Raw genomic sequence first — 18,065 nt, 5'->3', positions numbered from 1 at the left:
GGCCTAGTGCGTTTCGCGCAGGATGACCTCGGGCGTCAGCCAGCGCGTTTCGCCCGCCTTGCGGGGCGCGTTGATGCGCGCCTCTAGCAGGTCAACAATCGCGGCGACCATATCGTTGATCGGATTGCGAACGGTGGTCAGACGATATTCCGGCCAACCGGCCATCTCGACATCGTCAAAGCCGGTAACGGCCACATCCTCAGGCACCCGCAGGCCACGCTGCCGCAGCCCACTGATCGCGCCGATCGCCATGGCGTCATTGGCACATAGGATCGCGTCAACGGGGGCTTGGGACAGCAGCGCCTCGACCGCCCGAAAGCCACTTTCGACGGTGTAGTCGCCGGTGACTTCGGCGGTCAGGTCCAGCCCCGCCTTGGCAAGGGATTGCATCATCCCAGCGCGGCGCCGACCCGCTGAACCAAACCCCGACGGCCCCCCGATGAACCCAAAGGCCTTGCGCCCCCGAGACAGCAGCAGGTCCGTGATCATCTCCATGCCCGCTTCGTTCTGGACGCAGACGTTATCGACCAGCGGACGGTCCATAATCCGCCCCGAGGAAATCAGCGGTATCCCCAGTTTCCCGCAGGCATCCGCGAAATCCGGCGACAGACTGCCCGTGCGCAGGATCATCGCGTCCAAGGGATAGCGCAGCACGTCCGACACCGCCGCCCGCGACACTGCCTGACTGCCGCCAATCATGATCGGATATTTGCCAGCCGCGTTCAGGCCGGCGGCCAGCGCGGTCGCGACCTCTTTGTCAAAGGGGCTAGGGGTATCCCCCACCACAATCGCGACCAGATTCGACGAAGCCCCCTGCAATGCGGCCCCGATCGCGTTGGGCCGATACCCCAATTCGTCCGCGACCTGTAAAATCGCCCGACGTTTGTCCGCGTCCAGATAGGCCTCGGGGGTAAACGCCCGAGAGACCGCCGACCGTGACACCCCTGCCGCGCGCGCTACATCCGCTGCGGTCACCCGCCGATTTCGTTCCTGCGCGTCTGTCATCCGAATTCCCGAAGCCCCGTTTTGACCGGAAAGTCAATTTAACCAAAGTGACACTCGACTGACACTTAGTCGTTACATCCTGCCGCTATGTGAACACGTGTTCATAGGTGGCGCAACCGGAATCATCCCAGCGTCGCAAAGAACTTTTGCGGTGCGGTTTCCGGTCCGCAAACGCCGTCTTTCGCCGCGTTTTCGCGGGCTTAGTCATCTCTGCCCGTTGGGCAAATAGTGTGGAGCACTACAATGATCCGTTTCTCGTTCGTTTCGACGGCCGCCCTGATCCTGGCCGCCAACACCGCCTTCGCCGAAACCGAAATCACCTGGTGGCACGCAATGGGCGGTGCCCTTGGCGAAACCGTTAACCAGATCGCAACCGACTTCAACGCCAGCCAGTCGGACTACAAAATCACCCCCGTCTTCAAAGGCTCCTACGAAGAGACCCTGACCGCAGGCATCGCAGCCTTCCGCGCGGGCGAGCAGCCCAACATCATGCAGGTGTTCGACGCTGGCGCAGCGACCGTCATCGGTGCCAAAGGCGCGACCATCCCCGTTCAGGACCTGCTGACCGAGAACGGCGTCAACTTCGACATCAATGACTACATCTCGGGCGTGCGCTACTTCTACGCGGATGCAGAAGGCAAAATGATCGGCATGCCGTTCAACTCGTCCTCGCCCATCATGTACTTCAACACCGACGCGCTGGCCAAAGCCGGTGTCGAAGCCCCCAAAACCTGGGAAGAGTTCGAGACCGTCACCGCCCCCGCGCTGAAAGAAGCCGGCTACATCCCGCTGGCGCAGTCGCACTCGCCCTGGATCTTTGTCGAGAACTTCGTGTCGCGTCACAACCTGCCCTTCGCGACCAATGACAACGGCTACACCGGCACCGACACCAAGATCCTGGTCAACAGCCCCGAGCTGAAGATGCACTGGACCAACGTCAAAGAATGGCAGGACGAAGGTTTCTACGCATGGTACGGCGCATCGTGGGATGACAACCAGGCGCCCTTCGAAGAAGGCAAAGTCGCGATCTGGCTGGGTTCGTCGGGTTCGTTCGGCGGTCTGATGAAAAAAGACCTGCCCTTCGAATTCTCGGCCACCTATCTGCCCTACTGGGAAGAAATCACCACCGAGCCCAAGCAGACCTTCATCGGCGGCGCGTCGCTGTTCGCAATGGCCGGCCACCCCGCAGAAGAAAACAAAGCAACCGCTGCGTTCTTCCAGTACCTGACCTCGCCCGAGGTTCAGTACATGTGGCACAAAGAAACCGGTTATGTTCCGATCACCACCGCGGCCTACGAACTGGCCAAGGCTGACGGCCACTACGACCGTTTCCCCGCTGCCGAAGTTGGCATCCAGCAGCTGTCGCTGCCCGCAGGTGAGTACACCAAGGGCTACCGCATGGGCTTCTACCCCCAGATCCGCGACGTGATGAACCGTGAATTCGGCCGCATCCTGTCGAACGAGACCGACGTCGAAGCCGCCTTCAGCACCATCGAAACTGAATCGAACGAGCTGCTGGCACGCTTTGCACTGACCCAGAACTAATCCGGATTTCCGGATTATCCCCGGCGGTCGCTTGCTCCTGAGCGGCCGCCGACTTTGTTTTTCCCTTATCGGAGGGTGCATGAAACGCGCTGGCTTTTCCCACCGTTGGCTGCCGATCCTGTTTCTGGTTCCACAGCTCGCGATCATCTTCGTTTTCTTCTACTGGCCCGCGCTCCATGCGATCCGGTCCTCGTTTTTCCTGCAGGACCCCTTTGGCTTTGGCGAAAACTTCGTCGGGCTGAAAAACTATACCGCCATGTTCAAATCCGCCGCCTATATGCGGTCGGCATGGTTCACGGTGATTTTCACGGTTCTGGTGACGGTCCTGTCCCTGTCGATCGCGCTGCTCTTGGCGGTCAAGGCGGACAAAGTGATCCGCGGTGCGAAGACCTATCGCACGCTGTTGATGTGGGCCTATGCGGTTGCGCCGCCGGTTGCGGGCGTGATCGGGCTGGTGCTGTTTGACCAGTCCTGGGGCCCGATCAAGGATTTCGTCGCCCTGTTCGGCTGGGATTTCCGTCTGGGGGTCAACTACTTTGACACCGCGTTCGCGATGATCTTCGTCTCGGTCTGGAAGCAGCTTCCGGTGAACTTCATCTTTTTCATGTCGGGGCTGCAATCCATCCCCAAATCCGTGCGCGAGGCGGCCCTGATCGACAACCGCTCGGCCTCTGGCCGGTTCTGGGATGTGACCTTTCCGCTCTTGGCACCCACCGGGTTTTTCCTGCTGATCACCAACATCACCTACGCGCTGTTCGACACCTTTGGCATCATCGATACAATCGTAAAGGGCAAGCCCGGCAATAACCCGATGACCCTTGTTTACAAGGTCTATGTGGACGGGTTCCGCGGCAATGACCTTGGCGGGTCGTCTGCACAGTCGGTCGTTCTGATGATCCTTGTTCTGGCGCTGACCGTCTTCCAGTTCCGTCTGGTCGAACGCCGCATCCACTATACCTGAGGACACGCTGATGACTGTTTCAAAACGCTTCCGCTGGTCCGCAGTTCTGGACCATTCGATCCTGATCATGGGCGCGCTGCTGATGATCCTGCCCGTGGTGATGCTGCTGCAAATGGCCTCGACCACGGATGTGCACACGATGAAAAACGGCCCCGGATTGGTGTTCGGGGACCAACTGCCGCTGAACTTCCAAAAGGCGATGTTCAAGGCCGACGGCTTTACCGGTGCGAATACCGGCGTGCGGATGCTGTATAACTCGATGATCCTCGGGTTCGGGTTCGCTATTGGCAAAATCGTCGTCGGGATGATGGCCGCCTATGCGATCGTCTATTTCCGACTGCGGTTCGCCACACTGGCCTTCTGGGTGATTTTCACCACGCTCCTTTTGCCGCTCGAGGTCCGCATTCTGCCCTCCTATGAGATCGTGCAGAAACTGGGGATGCTGAACACCTATCAGGGTCTGATCATCCCGCTGATCGCCTCGGCCACGGCGACGTTCTTCTTTCGCCAGTTCTTCCGCGCCATCCCCGAAGAGCTGGTCGAGGCCGCCCGCATCGACGGCGCCGGTCCCATCAAGTTCTTCGTCGATATTCTGGTGCCCCTGTCGCGCACCATGATCGCGGCGATGTTCATCATCATGTTCATCTATGGCTGGAACCAGTACCTGTGGCCCACCATGATCACCACGGACGAGGGCATGTACACGCTGGTCCGCGGCATCAAGCAGATCACCCAAGTGAACGAAGGCACTAACCTGCCGGAATACGGCCGCTCCAACCTCTTGTCGATCATCGCGATCCTGCCGCCGGTTCTTATCGTCATCTTCTTCCAGCGTTGGTTCGTCAAAGGTCTGACGGAATCCGACAAGTAAGGAATTTTACCCATGGCTCAGGTTACTCTGAACAACGTCCGCAAAGTCTATCCCAACGGGTTCGAGGCCGTGAAACCCGCCAGTTTCGCCATCAATGACGGTGAATTCGTGGTGCTGGTCGGCCCGTCGGGCTGCGGCAAGTCCACCATGCTGCGGATGATCGCCGGGCTCGAGGATATCAGCTCGGGCGAGCTGAACATCGGCGACCGCGTCGTGAATGACGTGGACCCGGCGGATCGGGACATCGCGATGGTGTTCCAGAACTACGCGCTCTACCCCCATATGACCGTGGCGAAAAACATCGGCTACGGGCTGAAGAACCGCAAAATCCCCGCCGATCAGATCGCCGCCAAGGTGCAGGAAGCAGCCACCATGCTGAACCTGACTGAATATCTGGACCGCAAGCCCAGCCAACTGTCTGGCGGCCAGCGCCAGCGTGTCGCCATGGGCCGTGCGATCGTCCGCGATCCGTCCTTGTTCCTGTTCGACGAACCCCTGTCGAACCTCGATGCCAAACTGCGCAACCAGATGCGGATCGAGATCAAGGCCCTGCAGCGCCGTCTTGGTGTGACCTCGGTCTACGTGACTCACGATCAGGTCGAGGCGATGACCATGGCCGACCGCATCATCGTCATGAACGGCGGCGTGATCGAGCAGATCGGCACCCCGTCCGAGGTTTACCACTCCCCCGCATCGACCTTTGTCGCCAGCTTCATGGGCGCGCCGCCGATGAACCTGTTGAACGGCCACGCTGCTGGCGGGCGTGTACGTGTGGGCGACCATGACCTGCACCACCACGATCAGGACCGCCCCCTAACCGTCGGCATCCGCCCCGAGGATATCGTTCCCGACACCACCGGCCCCCTGCAAATCAACGTCTCGCTGATCGAGGAATTGGGTGCTCATCGTCTGCTGCACGGCACCCTTCAGGATCAGGCCATCACCATCCATGTGGGCAAGGATCACCCCGTCACCACCGGCCCGATCTATGCCGCAGTCAAGCCGAACGCCGTGTCCCTGTTCGACGTCGAAAGCGGAATGCGCCTATGAGCCTCGACATCACGTTCCCCTTGGCCCGCGCGTCGGGCCAGCCCGTGGCCGCCCTGACCAAAGTCACCGAGGCTGAAAAGGCGCGCATCCTGAACGCCCCCCGCACCAGCGAGGCGCATCGGGGCCTGCTGGCCGCAACCCCCGCGCTGCACCAGATCCAGACCGGCGGGTCTGCGGACCTGACCGAACTGCCCGCTGCGCCCCGCGTTCTGGCGTGGAACCTAGAGCGATGCCTCTTTCCGCAGGCCTCGGCCGATCTGGTCCGCGCCCAAGGGGCAGATGTGGTACTCCTGTCCGAAATGGACCTTGGCATGGCCCGCACCGGCCAGCGCAACACCACCGCCGAAATGGCCGAGGCGCTGGGGATGACCTATGCCTATGGTGTCGAGTTCTTTGAGATGGGCCTCGGCAGCCCGACCGAACTGGAATTCTGCACCGACGATTTCAACGCCCAAGGCTGGCACGGCAACGCCATCCTGTCCAAAGCCCCGCTGACCCGCGTGGCATTGCTGCGGCTGGATGATCACGGCCACTGGTTTGCCTCTGATTTCGGGGCCGACCCGCTGCAACCCCGCATCGGCGGGCGCATGGCCCTGCTGGCCGAAGTGCCCACCGAAAGCGGCCCGATCTGCGTGGTCTCGACCCATCTGGAAAGCAATTCCGGCCCCCAGCACCGCCAGCGCCAGATGGAGCTGATCCGTCAGGCCGTGGCCGATTTCGCAGGCGATATGCCGGTGATCATCGGCGGCGATCTGAACACGGGCAACCATTGCCCGCCGGACTTTGACTGGCGGGGCGAGGGGCTGTTCGACTGGATGGAAGGGCAGGGCTATCGCTGGGATGCCACCCCCGAAGGCATGACCACCCGTCCCAGCCTGATCACCCGCCACCCCGACCGCCAGATGAAGCTGGACTGGTTCGCCCACAAAGGGCTGATCGGGACGGATATAGACCTGATCCCCGCGCTGGATGCGGCCGGTCAGCCGCTGTCGGACCACGATCCCATCGTGGCGCGCTTCTATCGGGACTAAGGGAAAAGACCGAGGCCAATCAATGGCCTCGGGTCACGCCTTGATGCGGGAAATCAGGTCGTCCATCACGGCGGCGTTCTGCATCCGCAAGATCGCCTCGGCGGCGGACATGTCCTGACGGCGCATGGCGTCGATCAACAGGGTCATCTCTTCGGCCATAATTTTGCGTCGACCCGCACCATATCCATAGTTCCGGCGGAAGGCGAAAATCGTGTCCCACCCGCGCAAGAACACGCGCAGGGCTTCTTGGTTGCCGCCGAACTCCATGATCCGGGCGTTAAAGCGGCGGTTGCTCTCGATCGCTTCGGTTTCGTTGCCCGAGTCGATCTGCTTGCGATAATCCTCGGCCAAGGCCTCCAACTCTCGGATCCGCTCCAGCGTCAGCTTCCGCATCCCGCTGCGGACGGCAAAGATGCGCAGCTCGGTGTTCAGTTCGAACAGGTCGGTGACATAGCTGCTATCGAGCTTGCGCACGGTCGCGCCGCGGTTGGGCTCAATACTGACCAGCCCTTCGCCCTCGAGCTTTCGCAGGGCCTCACGCAGGGGCATGGTCGAAAATCCCAGCCGCTTGGCCAGTTCACTGGTTTTCAGGCGCTCGCCGGGGGTGACCCGACCGGCAAGGATGTCCTCGCGGATCAGGTTGGTCACCTGATCCACTGAATTTACGGCACTATCGGCTGGCAAATCTGCTTCGTCTTCCATACGCTGAATGTTGATCAACCCGCCTTGCGGATCAAGGAGATATGTTCGGCGTCGATCAGGATCGTCCCGTCTTTGCGACACAGGCGCACGGCCTCGGTGATAACGCCCGCAGGGCGCGAGCTGCTCTCGCGCTTGGCGGTGAAGTCCATTTCCACATAGACCTCGTCCCCCGCCAGAATCGGCGTTTTGAACCGCACGTCATTCCAGCCCAGCGACGCGATCGAGGTATCCTCATAGAGCCTCAACTCGGTCTTCAGCCCCTCCATCAACGACAGGCCATAGAGTCCGTGTGCGATGATTCCGGGGAACCCAGCCTTTTTCGCGTAGGCCTCATCCGTGTGCAGGGGATGGTGATCCCGCGTCAGGCGACAGAAATCTGCAATGTCCTGTGCTGAAATTTTGTGCGTTCCGGTCGTGTACGTCGTGCCGACCACCACATCTTCGTAAAACAGGTTCATGCGTAAGCCTTCTGCACCTGACGCGCGATGATCATGCGCTGGATCTGGTTGGTGCCTTCGTAGATCTGGCTGAGTCGCACATCGCGGAACAGGCGCTCGATGCGGAACTCGCGGGAATAGCCGTTGCCGCCGTGGATTTGCAGCGCGTTCGAGATGTGGACCTGCGCCATATCGGTGGTGAACAGTTTGGCCTGCGCGGCCTCCATCGCGATGGAATGGCCCGCGTCATAAAGCTTGGCCGCATGGTGGATCAGCAGGCGGGCGGCCGAGATATCCTTGGCCATATCGGCGATCATGAACTGGATCGCCTGGTGTTCAAAGATGGGCTTGCCGAACTGCTTGCGGTCGTTGGCGTAGGTGATGGCGTCTTCCATCGCGGCCTGCGCCATGCCCAACGCCATCGACGACATCATCAAGCGGGCAAAGTTGAAGTTCCCCATGGCCATCTTGAACGCGCCGCCTTCGGGGCCGATCAGGTTGATGACCGGCACGCGGACCTCGTCAAAGGTGACCATGCACTCGGCCAGACCGTGCATTCCCAGCAGGTCTTCGGACTTGCCTTTGATCACGCCTGCGCGGTCGGTTTCCACGAGGATACAAGAGATGCCTTTGTGGCCAGCATCGGGGTCGGTTTTCGCGAATACCATGATCACGTCGGCAATCTGGCCAAAGGTTACCCACGCTTTGGTGCCCTTGATCACATACTCGTCGCCATCGCGGATCGCCGTTGTTTTCATGGCCGCCACGTCAGATCCAGTGTCCGGTTCAGTGACCGCAGTGGCCGGAATGACGGAGCCATCGAGGATGCCGGGGATCCAGACCTTGGTGGTTTCTGATCCGTGGTGATCCAGGAAAATCGCGGCCTCGACTGGAATCGCGAACGCGTTGCCAACGGCGCCAGAGCCGCGCGCGATCTCCTCCATCACGATGCAGGCGGCCATCGCGTCAAGGCCCACGCCGCCCGCCTCTTCGCTGAGTGCAACGCCGAACAGACCCTGTTCAGCCAGTGCGTTGTAGATTTCGCGGGGGAATTCATCCTCGCGGTCGATGGTGGCGGCCACTGGGGCGACCACGTTTTCCGAAAGCTTGCGCGCGGTGTCCCGCACCATGCGCTGCTCTTCGCTGTAGAACTGATCCAATGTGATCTCCAAATTCCGAAAACTGATACGATCCGATCAAGAGCTAACTCTGCGACTCGCTTCGGTCAAGCCGAGGCAATGCCCGCGTGAAAGGCATCGGAGGGCTCTCTGTCGCAAAAATAGACGATCACGTGCTTCGGATCGGCCGAATAGGCCTGCACAGCTGCCGCTGTGATTGCGCGCGCGGCCTCTTCTTTCGCCTTCTGGGGTCTCGGAAAGGCGTGAACTTTTATGAATATGCGGTAAATTTCAGCACGTTTGCCAAATTTTCCAGCATGCCCGTAGGAATTTTCGGGGGCCGAAAAATAATAGCAGGTCACGATATCGGCGCTGATCCCATAGGCATCACAGAGCCCTTTGGTCATGGATTCCGTCGCAACCTCCCGTATTTCTTGGGAACAGTCGTTGTCGATGATTTCGATGAAAGGCATGCGGGGTCTCCTGTTGGTTGAGCATGCGCCGCATTAGATACGAATAACGGGCGTTGACTTATTATCTGATCAGAAGAAGGCTGAGTGCAACAGATTTGCGAACAGGCTCGGATCGGGCCGCGGAAGGAAAGACCAAGATGACGTTCAAGGGCAGCTATACAGTGTGCGTGACACCCTTCACCGCCGAGGGCGCGGTCGATCTGGAGGCGCTGAAGTCCTATGTCGATTGGCAGATCGAAGAGGGCGTGCACGGCCTGATCCCCCTTGGCAGCACCGGCGAATTCCTGTCCCTGACCCGCGATGAACGCACCGCTGTCGCCGAAACGGTGATCCGTCAGGCCGATGGCCGCGTGCCCGTCCTGATCGGCACCGCCGCCGAATGGACCGACGAAGCTGTGTCCCTGAGCAAAGAAGCAGAGACCCTTGGCGCGGACGGGGTGATGCTGGTGCCACCGTATTACTCGTCGCCCACCGACGCGGAACTGGTGGCCCACTTCACCCGCGTGGCCGAGGCGATTTCGATCCCCGTGATGCTGTACAACAACCCGTTCACCGCGAATGTGGACCTGTCGGCAGATCTGGTCGGGCGCCTGTCCGAAGTGGACAATATCTCTTACATCAAGGACACGTCCAAAAACGTGCACCGCGTCACCGAATTGCTCGAGGCGTGCCAGGGCCGGTTGACTGTTTTTGCGGGCTATTACCCGTGGGAAAGCTATCTGGCGGGCGCCGAGGGGTATAGTTCGGTCATGTCCAACATCGCGCCGAAACTGTCGGCCGAAATGTTCGACAAGACCGTCGATGGCTCGGGGCAGGGGCGTGATCTCTATGTCCAGAGCCTGCCGCTGATCAACGCGCTGGCCGGAGACCTGTATGTCTCGGCCACCAAGGCCGCGATGAAATTGATCGGTCGCTCGATGGGCGATCCCCGCCCGCCGCGTCTGCCCTTGCCCGAGGCCAAGCGCGCGGAGCTTGAAGGAATTCTACGGACACTCGGGTTCATCGCCTGAGCGAAAGGCGCCACGCGCCACAATAACAAAGACCCCCTCCCCAACAGTGAGTTTAACAAGGAAACGCATGATGAAACTGACCAACATTGCACTTTGCGCCGCCATGGCGATCACCGCTGTCGCCGCACCTGCCTTTGCTCAGGACATCACCCTGAAAGCCAGCCACAACGCCAACGCCGAAGAGCCCTATGGCGTCGGCCTGCGCAAAATGGCCGAAGTTCTGGAAGCCAAGACCGACGGCGCGGCCACGATCAACGTGTTCGACAACGCGACCCTCGGCGACGAGATGGAAAGCATCCAGGGCACCCAGATGGGCACCGTGGACATCGCGGTAACCGCAAACTCGACCCTTGCGAACTTTGTGCCTGATCTGTCGGTTCTGTCGCTGCCCTTCATGTTCGAAAACGCCGAACAGATGGACCGCGCCCTGAGCGATCCCGCCGTCCGCGACGCCATTCAGGCGGAACTGGACAAGCAAGGCTTCCACCTGCTGTCGATCTTTTCGGCGGGCACCCGTCACATCATGACCAAGAAGCCGATTGAATCGATGGCCGACATGCAGGGCCTGAAGATCCGCACCATGCAGACCCCTGCACACGTGGACACCTTCAACGCCTTTGGCGCGAATGCGACCCCAATTGCCTATACCGAGCTTTACGGCGCGCTGGAAACTGGCGTTGTTGACGGCGCCGAAGCCGCGAACACCAACTTCTACTCGCAGAAATTCTACGAAGTGGCCCCCGATTGGGCCGTCGTCGGCTGGCTGGAACTGGTCTCGCCCGTCATCATGGGCAAAGCCGCCTACGAGGCGCTGCCTGATGACATGAAAACTGCCCTCGACGAAGCGGGCCTTGAGGCCGGCAAGTTCGAGCGCGCCACCTACCTGGCCAGCGACAACGCGCGTTTCGCCGATCTTGAGAAGGCCGGCGTGAAAATGACCCACCCCGACACCGCCGAGTTCCGCGCCGCCGCCGCCCCCGTCCAGCAGAAATATCTGGAAACCGACGGGCAAAAGAAAATCTTCGAACTTCTGAAATCGGTCAAGTAACCCTTCCTTACTTGATCCACTTCCCCGGCTGTGCTGCTTCCCGTGCAGCCGGGGCTTTACGACCGGAAAGTTTCGCCCATGTTCGCCCTTCTCGAACGTCTTTGTCTGGTATTGCGTGCTGTTGCCTCTGCGGCAGTGATCCTCTTGTTTACCGTGATGATGATTGCGGTTCTGGTGCAGATCGGCGGGCGATACGTCTTTAATTATTCCATCGCCGCCGCGTCCGAGATCGCGACCTTCAGTCAGATCTGGCTGGTGCTTCTGGGGTCCGGTGTGGCCTTGGCCCGCGGCCAGCACGTGGCGATCGACATGCTGCCGGCCAAACTGCCGCTGCCCTTGGCCCGTGTGGCCCTGATCATGATCGCCGCCGTGATCGTCAGTTTCCTGTGGGTGCTCGCCTATGGCACCCAGCCCCTGATCAAGATGGGCGCGTTCCAACTGTCGCCCGCCCTGCAACTGCCCATGAAGTATGTGTACTTCTGCCTGCCCATCGGCGCTGCCTACATGACGCTAGAGCTTCTGCTGTCCGTCATCCAGCGCTGGGACAATCCCTTCCCCCCGCCCGAAGCCGACCCAGACCCCGAGGAGGCCATCTGATGCTGGTTATCGCACTCGCCTTCCTGTTCCTTCTTGCCCTTGGTGTTCCTGTTGTCTTCGTTCTTGGGGCCTCGGCGGTGCTGGCGCTGGTCACCACGACCGACGTACCCGTCGCCATCGTCAGCCAGCGCGTCTTTGCCGGACTGAACTCATTTACCCTGATGGCGATCCCGTTCTTTGTCTTCGCTGGCGTGATCATGGACGCAGGCGGCATCTCGCGCCGGATCGTGAATTTCGCCTCGGCGCTGATCGGCTGGGTCGTTGGCAGCCTTTACCAAGTCAGCTGTGTCGCGGCGGCTGGTCTGGCGGCGATTTCCGGCTCGGGCTCGGCGGATACCGCGGCAATCTCGGCGATCATGCAGCCCCAACTGCGCCGCAAAGGCTATGACGTCGACTTCGGCGCGGCCCTGATCGCCTGCGCAGGCTCTATCGCGCAGGTCATCCCGCCAAGCCTGACCATGGTGATCCTTGCGGTCGTTTCCAACGTATCCATCGGCGCGCTTTTCATCTCGGGCATCCTGCCGGGCGTGATGTGCATCCTGATGCTGATGGTCATCTCCTACTTCAAGGCCAAGAACGGCGGTGACGCCTACCGCGACAGCGAACCCTTCACCCTGCCGCGCCTTGGTCGAGCCGCATGGGCCGCGCTGCCCGCCGCCGGTATGCCCTTCCTGATCCTCGGCGGTATCCTAGGCGGGGTCTTCACCCCCACCGAAGCGGCGGCTGTCTCGGGCTTCTATGGCCTCTTGGTTGGCGCGTTCGTTTACCGTGATCTGAAGCTCTCGGCGCTGCCCGGCCTGATCCTAAAAACCGCGTCCCTCTCCGCCGCCGTCATGCTGATCATCGGCACCGCGAGCGTCTTCTCCTGGCTCATCGCCAACGCGAACGTGCCGCAAATCCTTGGCGAATGGATCAAGAGCGTCTCCTCCAGCCAAGTCGTGTTCCTGATCATTGCGAACCTGTTGTTCCTGTTCGTGGGCATGTTCCTCGAAACCATTGCGGCGATCCTGATCATGGTGCCCGTACTGGCCCCGATCGCTGTGACCATGGGCGTCGATCCGCTGCACTTCTCACTGCTCGTCATCCTGAACTGCGCAATTGGCACCGTGACCCCACCCTATGGCGTGTCCCTGTTCGTGGCTTCGTCCGTCGCAGGACGGTCCGTGATGCAGGTGTCCCGCCGCCTCGCGTGGCCGCTGGCAGGCCTGTTTGTCATGCTGATCGCCGTGACCTTTATTCCCGAACTCACCCTGTTCATGCCCCGCATGTTCGGCCTGATTGATTAACCAGAAAGACCACCACTCATGACCAAGCTCAAAGTCACCATCGCGGGCATCGAATTCGACGCCAAGTTCGAAGATGCCGCCCCCAAAACCGTCGCCGCCTTCCGTGCGCAACTCCCCTACAAAAGCCAGGTCGTCCATGTGCGTTGGTCGGGCGAGGGCGTGTGGATCCCCCTTGGCGAGACCGATTTCGGCGTCGATTACGAGAACCACACCAGCTATCCCGCGCCCGGTCAGTTCGTCCTGTATCCCGGTGGCATTTCGGAAACCGAGATCCTGCTGGCCTATGGCGGCGTGAACTTTGCCTCCAAGATGGGGCAGCTGGCGGGAAACCACTTCATCACCCTGACCTCGAACCTCGACAAGCTGAAAGAGATCGGCCCCAAGGTTCTGTGGGAAGGCGCGCAGGACATCCTGTTCGAAGAAGTTTAAGCGACAGAAAGGCACGCCATGACCGCATCCCCCATCAGCTTTGGCGCCCGTCTGCGCCAGTTGGCCGCCGAGCGCGGCGACCAGACCGCCTTGGTGTTCCTGCCGGGCGTGGGGGAGGCGCAGACCTATTCATGGCGTGATCTGAACGCGATGGCCGACCGCTTTGCCCGTGCGCTGATGGCGCGCGGCGTGGGGCAGGGGGATGTGGTGGGCTTTGCCCTAGGCAACGTGCCCGCCCACATCGCGCTGGCCATTGCGGTCTGGCGCGTCGGCGCGACGACGATGGTGCTGGACCCCGGCATCAAACCCGAGACCGCCGCCGCCATGAAAGAGCGCAGCGGCGCGGCTTTGGTCGTGTCCCAACGCACGGGCGTCGGCGACATGACCCAGTGCGATTTCGAGGCTTTGGCAAGCAGCCTGCCAGATACCGAGGTCGCGGATCACATCTCGACCCCCGGCAAGATCGTTTTGTCCGGTGGCTCGACCGGCCTGCCCAAGATGATGTGCGACGAACGCCCTTTTACCCGCGTGCCGGGTGCCAGCTGGGGCCGCGTGGCTCCGCGCTTGGGGTTCCGGTGCGATCAGGTGCAACTGGTCTGCGGGGCGATGTCCCACAACGCCCCTTTCACTTGGGCGCAGAACGGCCTCTTCGAAGGCAACACGCTGGTGCTGATGGAGCGGTTCGACGCCGTCCGAGCCTTGCAAGTCATTGACGAATATCAGGTTGGCTTTGCGATGGTCGTTCCCACCATGATGGTGCGGATGTACGATCGGCTGGCCGAAAGCGGCGCGTCTTTAAGCAGCCTTCACGCCATGTACCACACCGGCGCGCCCTGCGCCGCGTGGCTGAAAGAGGCGTGGATCAATGTCCTCGGCCCCGAGCGCGTGACCGAGATGTACGGCTCTGGCGAAAACACCGGCCAGACCACGATCACGGGCGCCGAGTGGCTGACCCATCGCGGGTCGGTCGGGCGCGGGTTCGAGACGGACATCCGCATCTATAGCCCCGATGGCACCCTGCTGCCCGCAGGCGAGGCCGGAGAGATTTTCATGCGTCCCGATGACCTTGGCGGGCGCAGCCACTATGCGGGCCCGAACGCGCCGGAGCCCGAGCGGGACGCGGACGGGTACCAGAGCATCGGCGATGTTGGCTGGCTGGATGAAGAGGGCTACCTCTACCTCGGCGGTCGGCGCGATGACGTGATCAACACCGGCGGGGTCAAGGTGCACCCCGAAACCATTGAGGCCGTGTTGCTACAGTTCCCCGAAGTCGCCGATGCGGTCGTTTTTGGCGCTACTGACCGCGAATGGGGGCAGCGCATCGTGGCCTGTCTGGAGCCCAAAGCAGGCGCAGAAATCAACCATGCCGCACTGCGGAAATTCTGCGCGGAAAAACTGAGCCCTCAAGAGGTGCCCAAGGATATTTCCGTGCTGGATGCATTGCCCCGCGACGGGTTCGGCAAGATCCGCCGCAAGGCCTGCGCCGCGGAATGGGCAGAGATAAAGGCCGACGCCTAACGCGCAAAGCCACACACCCAGAAAACCACCGAAGGTATTGAAGTAAAACAACAACCTCCCTCGGTCCAAACTATTTGAAAATCAAATATCAGGCACATGAATGATTATCGCAGGCTATATTAACAGCCGCTTTTGATTGCTCTAGCCTGATCTCAGACAACACAAAGGGATCATCATGGGCGCACTCGACGGAATCCGGGTACTCAGCTTTAACCACTTCCTGTCCGGCCCCGCTGCGGCGCAGCATTTGGGCGATATCGGCGCGGATGTGATCACCATCGAGCCCTTGACCGGCGCGTTCCAGCGCAACTGGGCTGTGGCCAACCGTTTCGTGGATGACACATCGGTCAACCACATCACCACAGGGCGGAACAAACGCTCGATCGCGGTCGATTTGAAGTCGCCCGAGGGCATCGCGGCGGTCAAGAAACTGATCGAAACAGCAGACGTGGTGATGGAGAATTTCCGCCCCGGCACTCTGGATAAACTCGGCTTGTCCGAGGCCGAGATGCGCGCCGTGAACCCGCGCATCATCATCGCGACCACCACCGGATATGGCGTCGATGGCCCCTACGCCAAGCGCCCCGGTCAGGACGTTTTGCTGCAGGCGATGTGCGGTCTGGCCGCCCATACCGGCAGCATGGAGAGCGGTCCGGTTGCGGTGGGATCTGTCCCGATTGACCACCACGCCGCAGCACTAACTGTCGCGGGCATCATCGCGGCGCTATTCGAGCGTGAGCGCACCGGAGTGCCTCGCCGCGTGGACGTGAACATGTTGCAGGCCGCAATGGACTTGCAGGGGGAATCCATCACCGCCTGGATGAACGGCGCCGAAAAAGCCGGCCCTCGTGGTCAGGACGGCATGGCCAACTGGTTCAGCCCCGCGCCCTACGGCATTTACGCGACCAAGGACGGGCACGTGATGATCTCGATGTCCACGCCGCCGCAACTGTCGGGCGCCCTTAGCTTGCCGCAACTGGCGGAGCTGAGCGCGGACGAAGGGTTCAGCAAACGCGGTGAAATCTCGTGTCTGGTGGCGACTGGCATGGCCGCGCTGACCACCGACGAAGCCGTGTCTAAACTAACTGATGCAGGCGTCTGGCACGAGGTTGTCCGCGACTATGACGGGCTGCTCGACAACCCTCAGGTCGAACATTTGCAGGCGTTCACGGATACCACGGGCTCTCAGGGCTCGACCTTTAAAATGCTGTCCCACCCCGTTCGCTACGACGGCGAGGTGCCCCCCATCCGCACGATGCCCCCCGCCTTGGGCGAGCAGAGCCGCGAGGTTCTGGCCGAGGCCGGCTTTGACGCCGCCGAGATCGACCGCCTGATCGACGCGGGCGTCGTCGTGCAAACCAACAAGATGCGCAACTAAGCCTGCGCCCCGAGACTTGGAGTAAGTTATGGATTTTACGATTTCCGACGAGATGAAGATGGTCACCGAAGCGGTGGGCAAGTTCGTCCGCGAAAAGGTGCAGCCGCTCGAGATCGAGACCGAAGAGAACGCCAAAATTCCCGCCGACAAGCTGGCCGCCGTCCGCGCCGAAGCGCAGGCGCTGGGATTCTATGCGATGAACATGTCCGAAGAGGTCGGCGGCGCTGGCCTTAGCGTGATGGACATGTGTCTGGTCGAAGAGCAGTTGGGGCAGACCTCTGACGCCTTGATCCGCCGGATTTTCGGGCAGGTCTACCCGATGCTGGAACAGTTCGAGGATGAGGCGCTGCGTGAAAAGTACCTCTATCCCACTGTCAAAGGGGACAAAATCTGCGCGATGGCGATCACCGAGCCGGGCGCAGGTTCGGACGCGGCGGCGATCAAAACCAACGCGCATCTGGACGGGGACGAGTGGGTTCTGAACGGGACCAAACACTTTATCTCAGACGGTGATATCGCGGATTTCGTGATCGTCATGGCCGTGACCGACGCCGAAAAGGGTGCGCGGGGTGGCATAACCCTGCTGATCGTTGACACGGGCACCCCCGGTTTTCAGGTCACACGCAACCAGCCCATGATGGGTCACCGTGGGTACGGCCACGCAGAGCTGTACTTTGATAACGTCCGCATCCCCAAAGGCAACGTGCTGGGAGAGGTCGGGAACGGCTTCAAGGTGATGATGGCGAACGTGGGCGGCATCCGTCTGGGCCACATCGGGGCCCGCGCGGTTGGCATGGCGTCCCGCGTGCTGGAGATGATGCGCGAACACGCGGCCACCCGCAAACAGTTCGGCCAGCCCATCGGCGACTTCCAGATGGTTCAGCAGATGATCGCCGACAGCGCGATGGAGATCTTTGCCACCCGCATGATGGTGCTGAACACCGCATGGGAAGAAGATCAGGGCATGGACCCGCGCGACAAGGTCTCGATGGTCAAGGTTCAGGCCTCGGAAATGCTGGGGCGCGTAGCCGATCGGGGCATTCAGGTCTTTGGCGGCTACGGCTTTACCAAGGAACTGCCGCTGGAGCGCATCTACCGCGATGCCCGCGTCACCCGCATCTACGACGGCACCTCCGAAGTGCACCGCATGCTGATCGCCCGCTCGGTGATCAAGCGCGGCCTGACCCTGTAATCGAAAGGACTTCCCATGACCACGCTTCCCGCCACCGGCGACAGCATCACCTTTCGCAAGACCATGACCGTGGCCGAGCAGGGGTTCTTTACCGGCATCACCGGCAACATGACCAAATCCCACGTGGACCGCGCCTATGCCAAATCCGTGGACCTGCCCGACATGTCGGTCTTTGAACTGGCTGCTGCGGGCCTGTTGACCACCGCCCTCGGGCGCCTGTGTGGTGCGGACTGGCGGATCGGCAATTTCACTGTGGCGTTCGGCGCGTCCTTCCCCGTGGGCTCGTCTTTGGCAGCCACTGCGACCGTGACCGAGGCCACCTATCAGGCCATCGACTGCACCCTGACCATCGCGGTCGAAGGGACAGAGACCATCACCGGCGCCGCCCGCATGGTCCCGCTGAAGGGGTAAGCC

At 61.2% G+C, this 18,065-nt stretch carries 19 protein-coding genes; 14 read left to right on the top strand and 5 right to left on the bottom strand.

Annotated elements, in window-relative coordinates:
* Positions 1–3: 3 nt before the first annotated feature.
* Positions 4–1,005: a LacI family DNA-binding transcriptional regulator gene (locus HJ536_RS15270; RefSeq protein WP_177158367.1), complete on the bottom strand. Its 1,002-nt coding sequence runs from the start codon at positions 1,003–1,005 to the stop codon at positions 4–6.
* 243 nt (positions 1,006–1,248) lie between these two features.
* Between HJ536_RS15270 and HJ536_RS15265 the strand changes: the two genes are divergently transcribed.
* The 5 genes from HJ536_RS15265 (at position 1,249) to HJ536_RS15245 (ending at position 6,463) form a co-directional block, all read left to right on the top strand.
* Positions 1,249–2,550, top strand: coding sequence for an extracellular solute-binding protein (locus HJ536_RS15265; protein ID WP_177158366.1), 1,302 nt, complete (start codon positions 1,249–1,251; stop codon positions 2,548–2,550).
* Positions 2,551–2,629: 79 nt separating this feature from the next.
* Positions 2,630–3,511, top strand: a complete 882-nt coding sequence (locus HJ536_RS15260) for an ABC transporter permease subunit (RefSeq protein ID WP_177158365.1) — start codon at positions 2,630–2,632, stop codon at positions 3,509–3,511.
* Positions 3,512–3,521: 10 nt separating this feature from the next.
* Entirely contained in the window at positions 3,522–4,382 is an 861-nt protein-coding gene (locus tag HJ536_RS15255) for an ABC transporter permease subunit (protein WP_177158364.1), read from the top strand.
* Positions 4,383–4,394: 12 nt separating this feature from the next.
* Entirely contained in the window at positions 4,395–5,432 is a 1,038-nt protein-coding gene (locus HJ536_RS15250; protein WP_177158363.1) for an ABC transporter ATP-binding protein, read from the top strand.
* Positions 5,429–6,463: an endonuclease/exonuclease/phosphatase family protein gene (locus HJ536_RS15245; RefSeq protein WP_177158362.1), complete on the top strand. Its 1,035-nt coding sequence runs from the start codon at positions 5,429–5,431 to the stop codon at positions 6,461–6,463. The genes HJ536_RS15250 and HJ536_RS15245 overlap by 4 nt, the downstream gene beginning before the upstream one ends.
* 33 nt (positions 6,464–6,496) lie before the next feature.
* Here HJ536_RS15245 and HJ536_RS15240 read toward each other — a convergent pair whose 3' ends face one another.
* From HJ536_RS15240 to HJ536_RS15225, 4 genes are all read right to left on the bottom strand, one after another.
* Positions 6,497–7,165, bottom strand: coding sequence for a GntR family transcriptional regulator (locus tag HJ536_RS15240; protein ID WP_177158361.1), 669 nt, complete (start codon positions 7,163–7,165; stop codon positions 6,497–6,499).
* A 14-nt stretch (positions 7,166–7,179) separates the two neighbouring features.
* On the bottom strand, positions 7,180–7,623 hold the full coding sequence (locus HJ536_RS15235; protein WP_177158360.1) for a MaoC family dehydratase: 444 nt from the start codon (positions 7,621–7,623) through the stop codon (positions 7,180–7,182).
* Complete coding sequence (locus HJ536_RS15230) at positions 7,620–8,762, bottom strand: acyl-CoA dehydrogenase family protein (protein ID WP_177158359.1); 1,143 nt, start codon at positions 8,760–8,762, stop codon at positions 7,620–7,622. Before HJ536_RS15230 ends, HJ536_RS15235 begins: the two co-directional genes overlap by 4 nt.
* Before the next feature lie 65 nt (positions 8,763–8,827).
* Entirely contained in the window at positions 8,828–9,193 is a 366-nt protein-coding gene (locus HJ536_RS15225) for a hypothetical protein (RefSeq protein WP_177158358.1), read from the bottom strand.
* Between the two features lie 137 nt (positions 9,194–9,330).
* Between HJ536_RS15225 and dapA the strand changes: the two genes are divergently transcribed.
* From dapA to HJ536_RS15180, 9 genes are all read left to right on the top strand, one after another.
* Positions 9,331–10,203 carry a 4-hydroxy-tetrahydrodipicolinate synthase gene (gene dapA / locus HJ536_RS15220; protein ID WP_177158357.1) on the top strand — a complete coding sequence of 291 codons (873 nt, stop codon included), beginning with the start codon at positions 9,331–9,333 and terminating at the stop codon, positions 10,201–10,203.
* A gap of 70 nt (positions 10,204–10,273) precedes the next feature.
* Entirely contained in the window at positions 10,274–11,251 is a 978-nt protein-coding gene (locus HJ536_RS15215) for a TRAP transporter substrate-binding protein (RefSeq protein ID WP_177158356.1), read from the top strand.
* Between the two features lie 78 nt (positions 11,252–11,329).
* Positions 11,330–11,848 carry a TRAP transporter small permease gene (locus tag HJ536_RS15210; RefSeq protein WP_176855663.1) on the top strand — a complete coding sequence of 173 codons (519 nt, stop codon included), beginning with the start codon at positions 11,330–11,332 and terminating at the stop codon, positions 11,846–11,848.
* Positions 11,848–13,134: a TRAP transporter large permease gene (locus HJ536_RS15205; RefSeq protein WP_177158355.1), complete on the top strand. Its 1,287-nt coding sequence runs from the start codon at positions 11,848–11,850 to the stop codon at positions 13,132–13,134. Before HJ536_RS15210 ends, HJ536_RS15205 begins: the two co-directional genes overlap by 1 nt.
* A gap of 18 nt (positions 13,135–13,152) precedes the next feature.
* Positions 13,153–13,563 carry a DUF3830 family protein gene (locus HJ536_RS15200; RefSeq protein WP_176855661.1) on the top strand — a complete coding sequence of 137 codons (411 nt, stop codon included), beginning with the start codon at positions 13,153–13,155 and terminating at the stop codon, positions 13,561–13,563.
* A gap of 18 nt (positions 13,564–13,581) precedes the next feature.
* Complete coding sequence (locus HJ536_RS15195) at positions 13,582–15,081, top strand: class I adenylate-forming enzyme family protein (RefSeq protein ID WP_177158354.1); 1,500 nt, start codon at positions 13,582–13,584, stop codon at positions 15,079–15,081.
* A 175-nt stretch (positions 15,082–15,256) separates the two neighbouring features.
* On the top strand, positions 15,257–16,459 hold the full coding sequence (locus HJ536_RS15190) for a CaiB/BaiF CoA transferase family protein (protein ID WP_177158353.1): 1,203 nt from the start codon (positions 15,257–15,259) through the stop codon (positions 16,457–16,459).
* Positions 16,460–16,487: 28 nt separating this feature from the next.
* Positions 16,488–17,651 carry an acyl-CoA dehydrogenase family protein gene (locus tag HJ536_RS15185; protein ID WP_177158352.1) on the top strand — a complete coding sequence of 388 codons (1,164 nt, stop codon included), beginning with the start codon at positions 16,488–16,490 and terminating at the stop codon, positions 17,649–17,651.
* A 15-nt stretch (positions 17,652–17,666) separates the two neighbouring features.
* Positions 17,667–18,062: an acyl dehydratase gene (locus HJ536_RS15180; RefSeq protein WP_177158351.1), complete on the top strand. Its 396-nt coding sequence runs from the start codon at positions 17,667–17,669 to the stop codon at positions 18,060–18,062.
* Positions 18,063–18,065 lie beyond the last annotated feature (3 nt).

It is taken from the genome of Donghicola mangrovi, from assembly GCF_013377535.1.
Classification (GTDB): domain Bacteria; phylum Pseudomonadota; class Alphaproteobacteria; order Rhodobacterales; family Rhodobacteraceae; genus Donghicola; species Donghicola mangrovi.
This window is presented reverse-complemented; position numbering and strand designations above follow the sequence as displayed.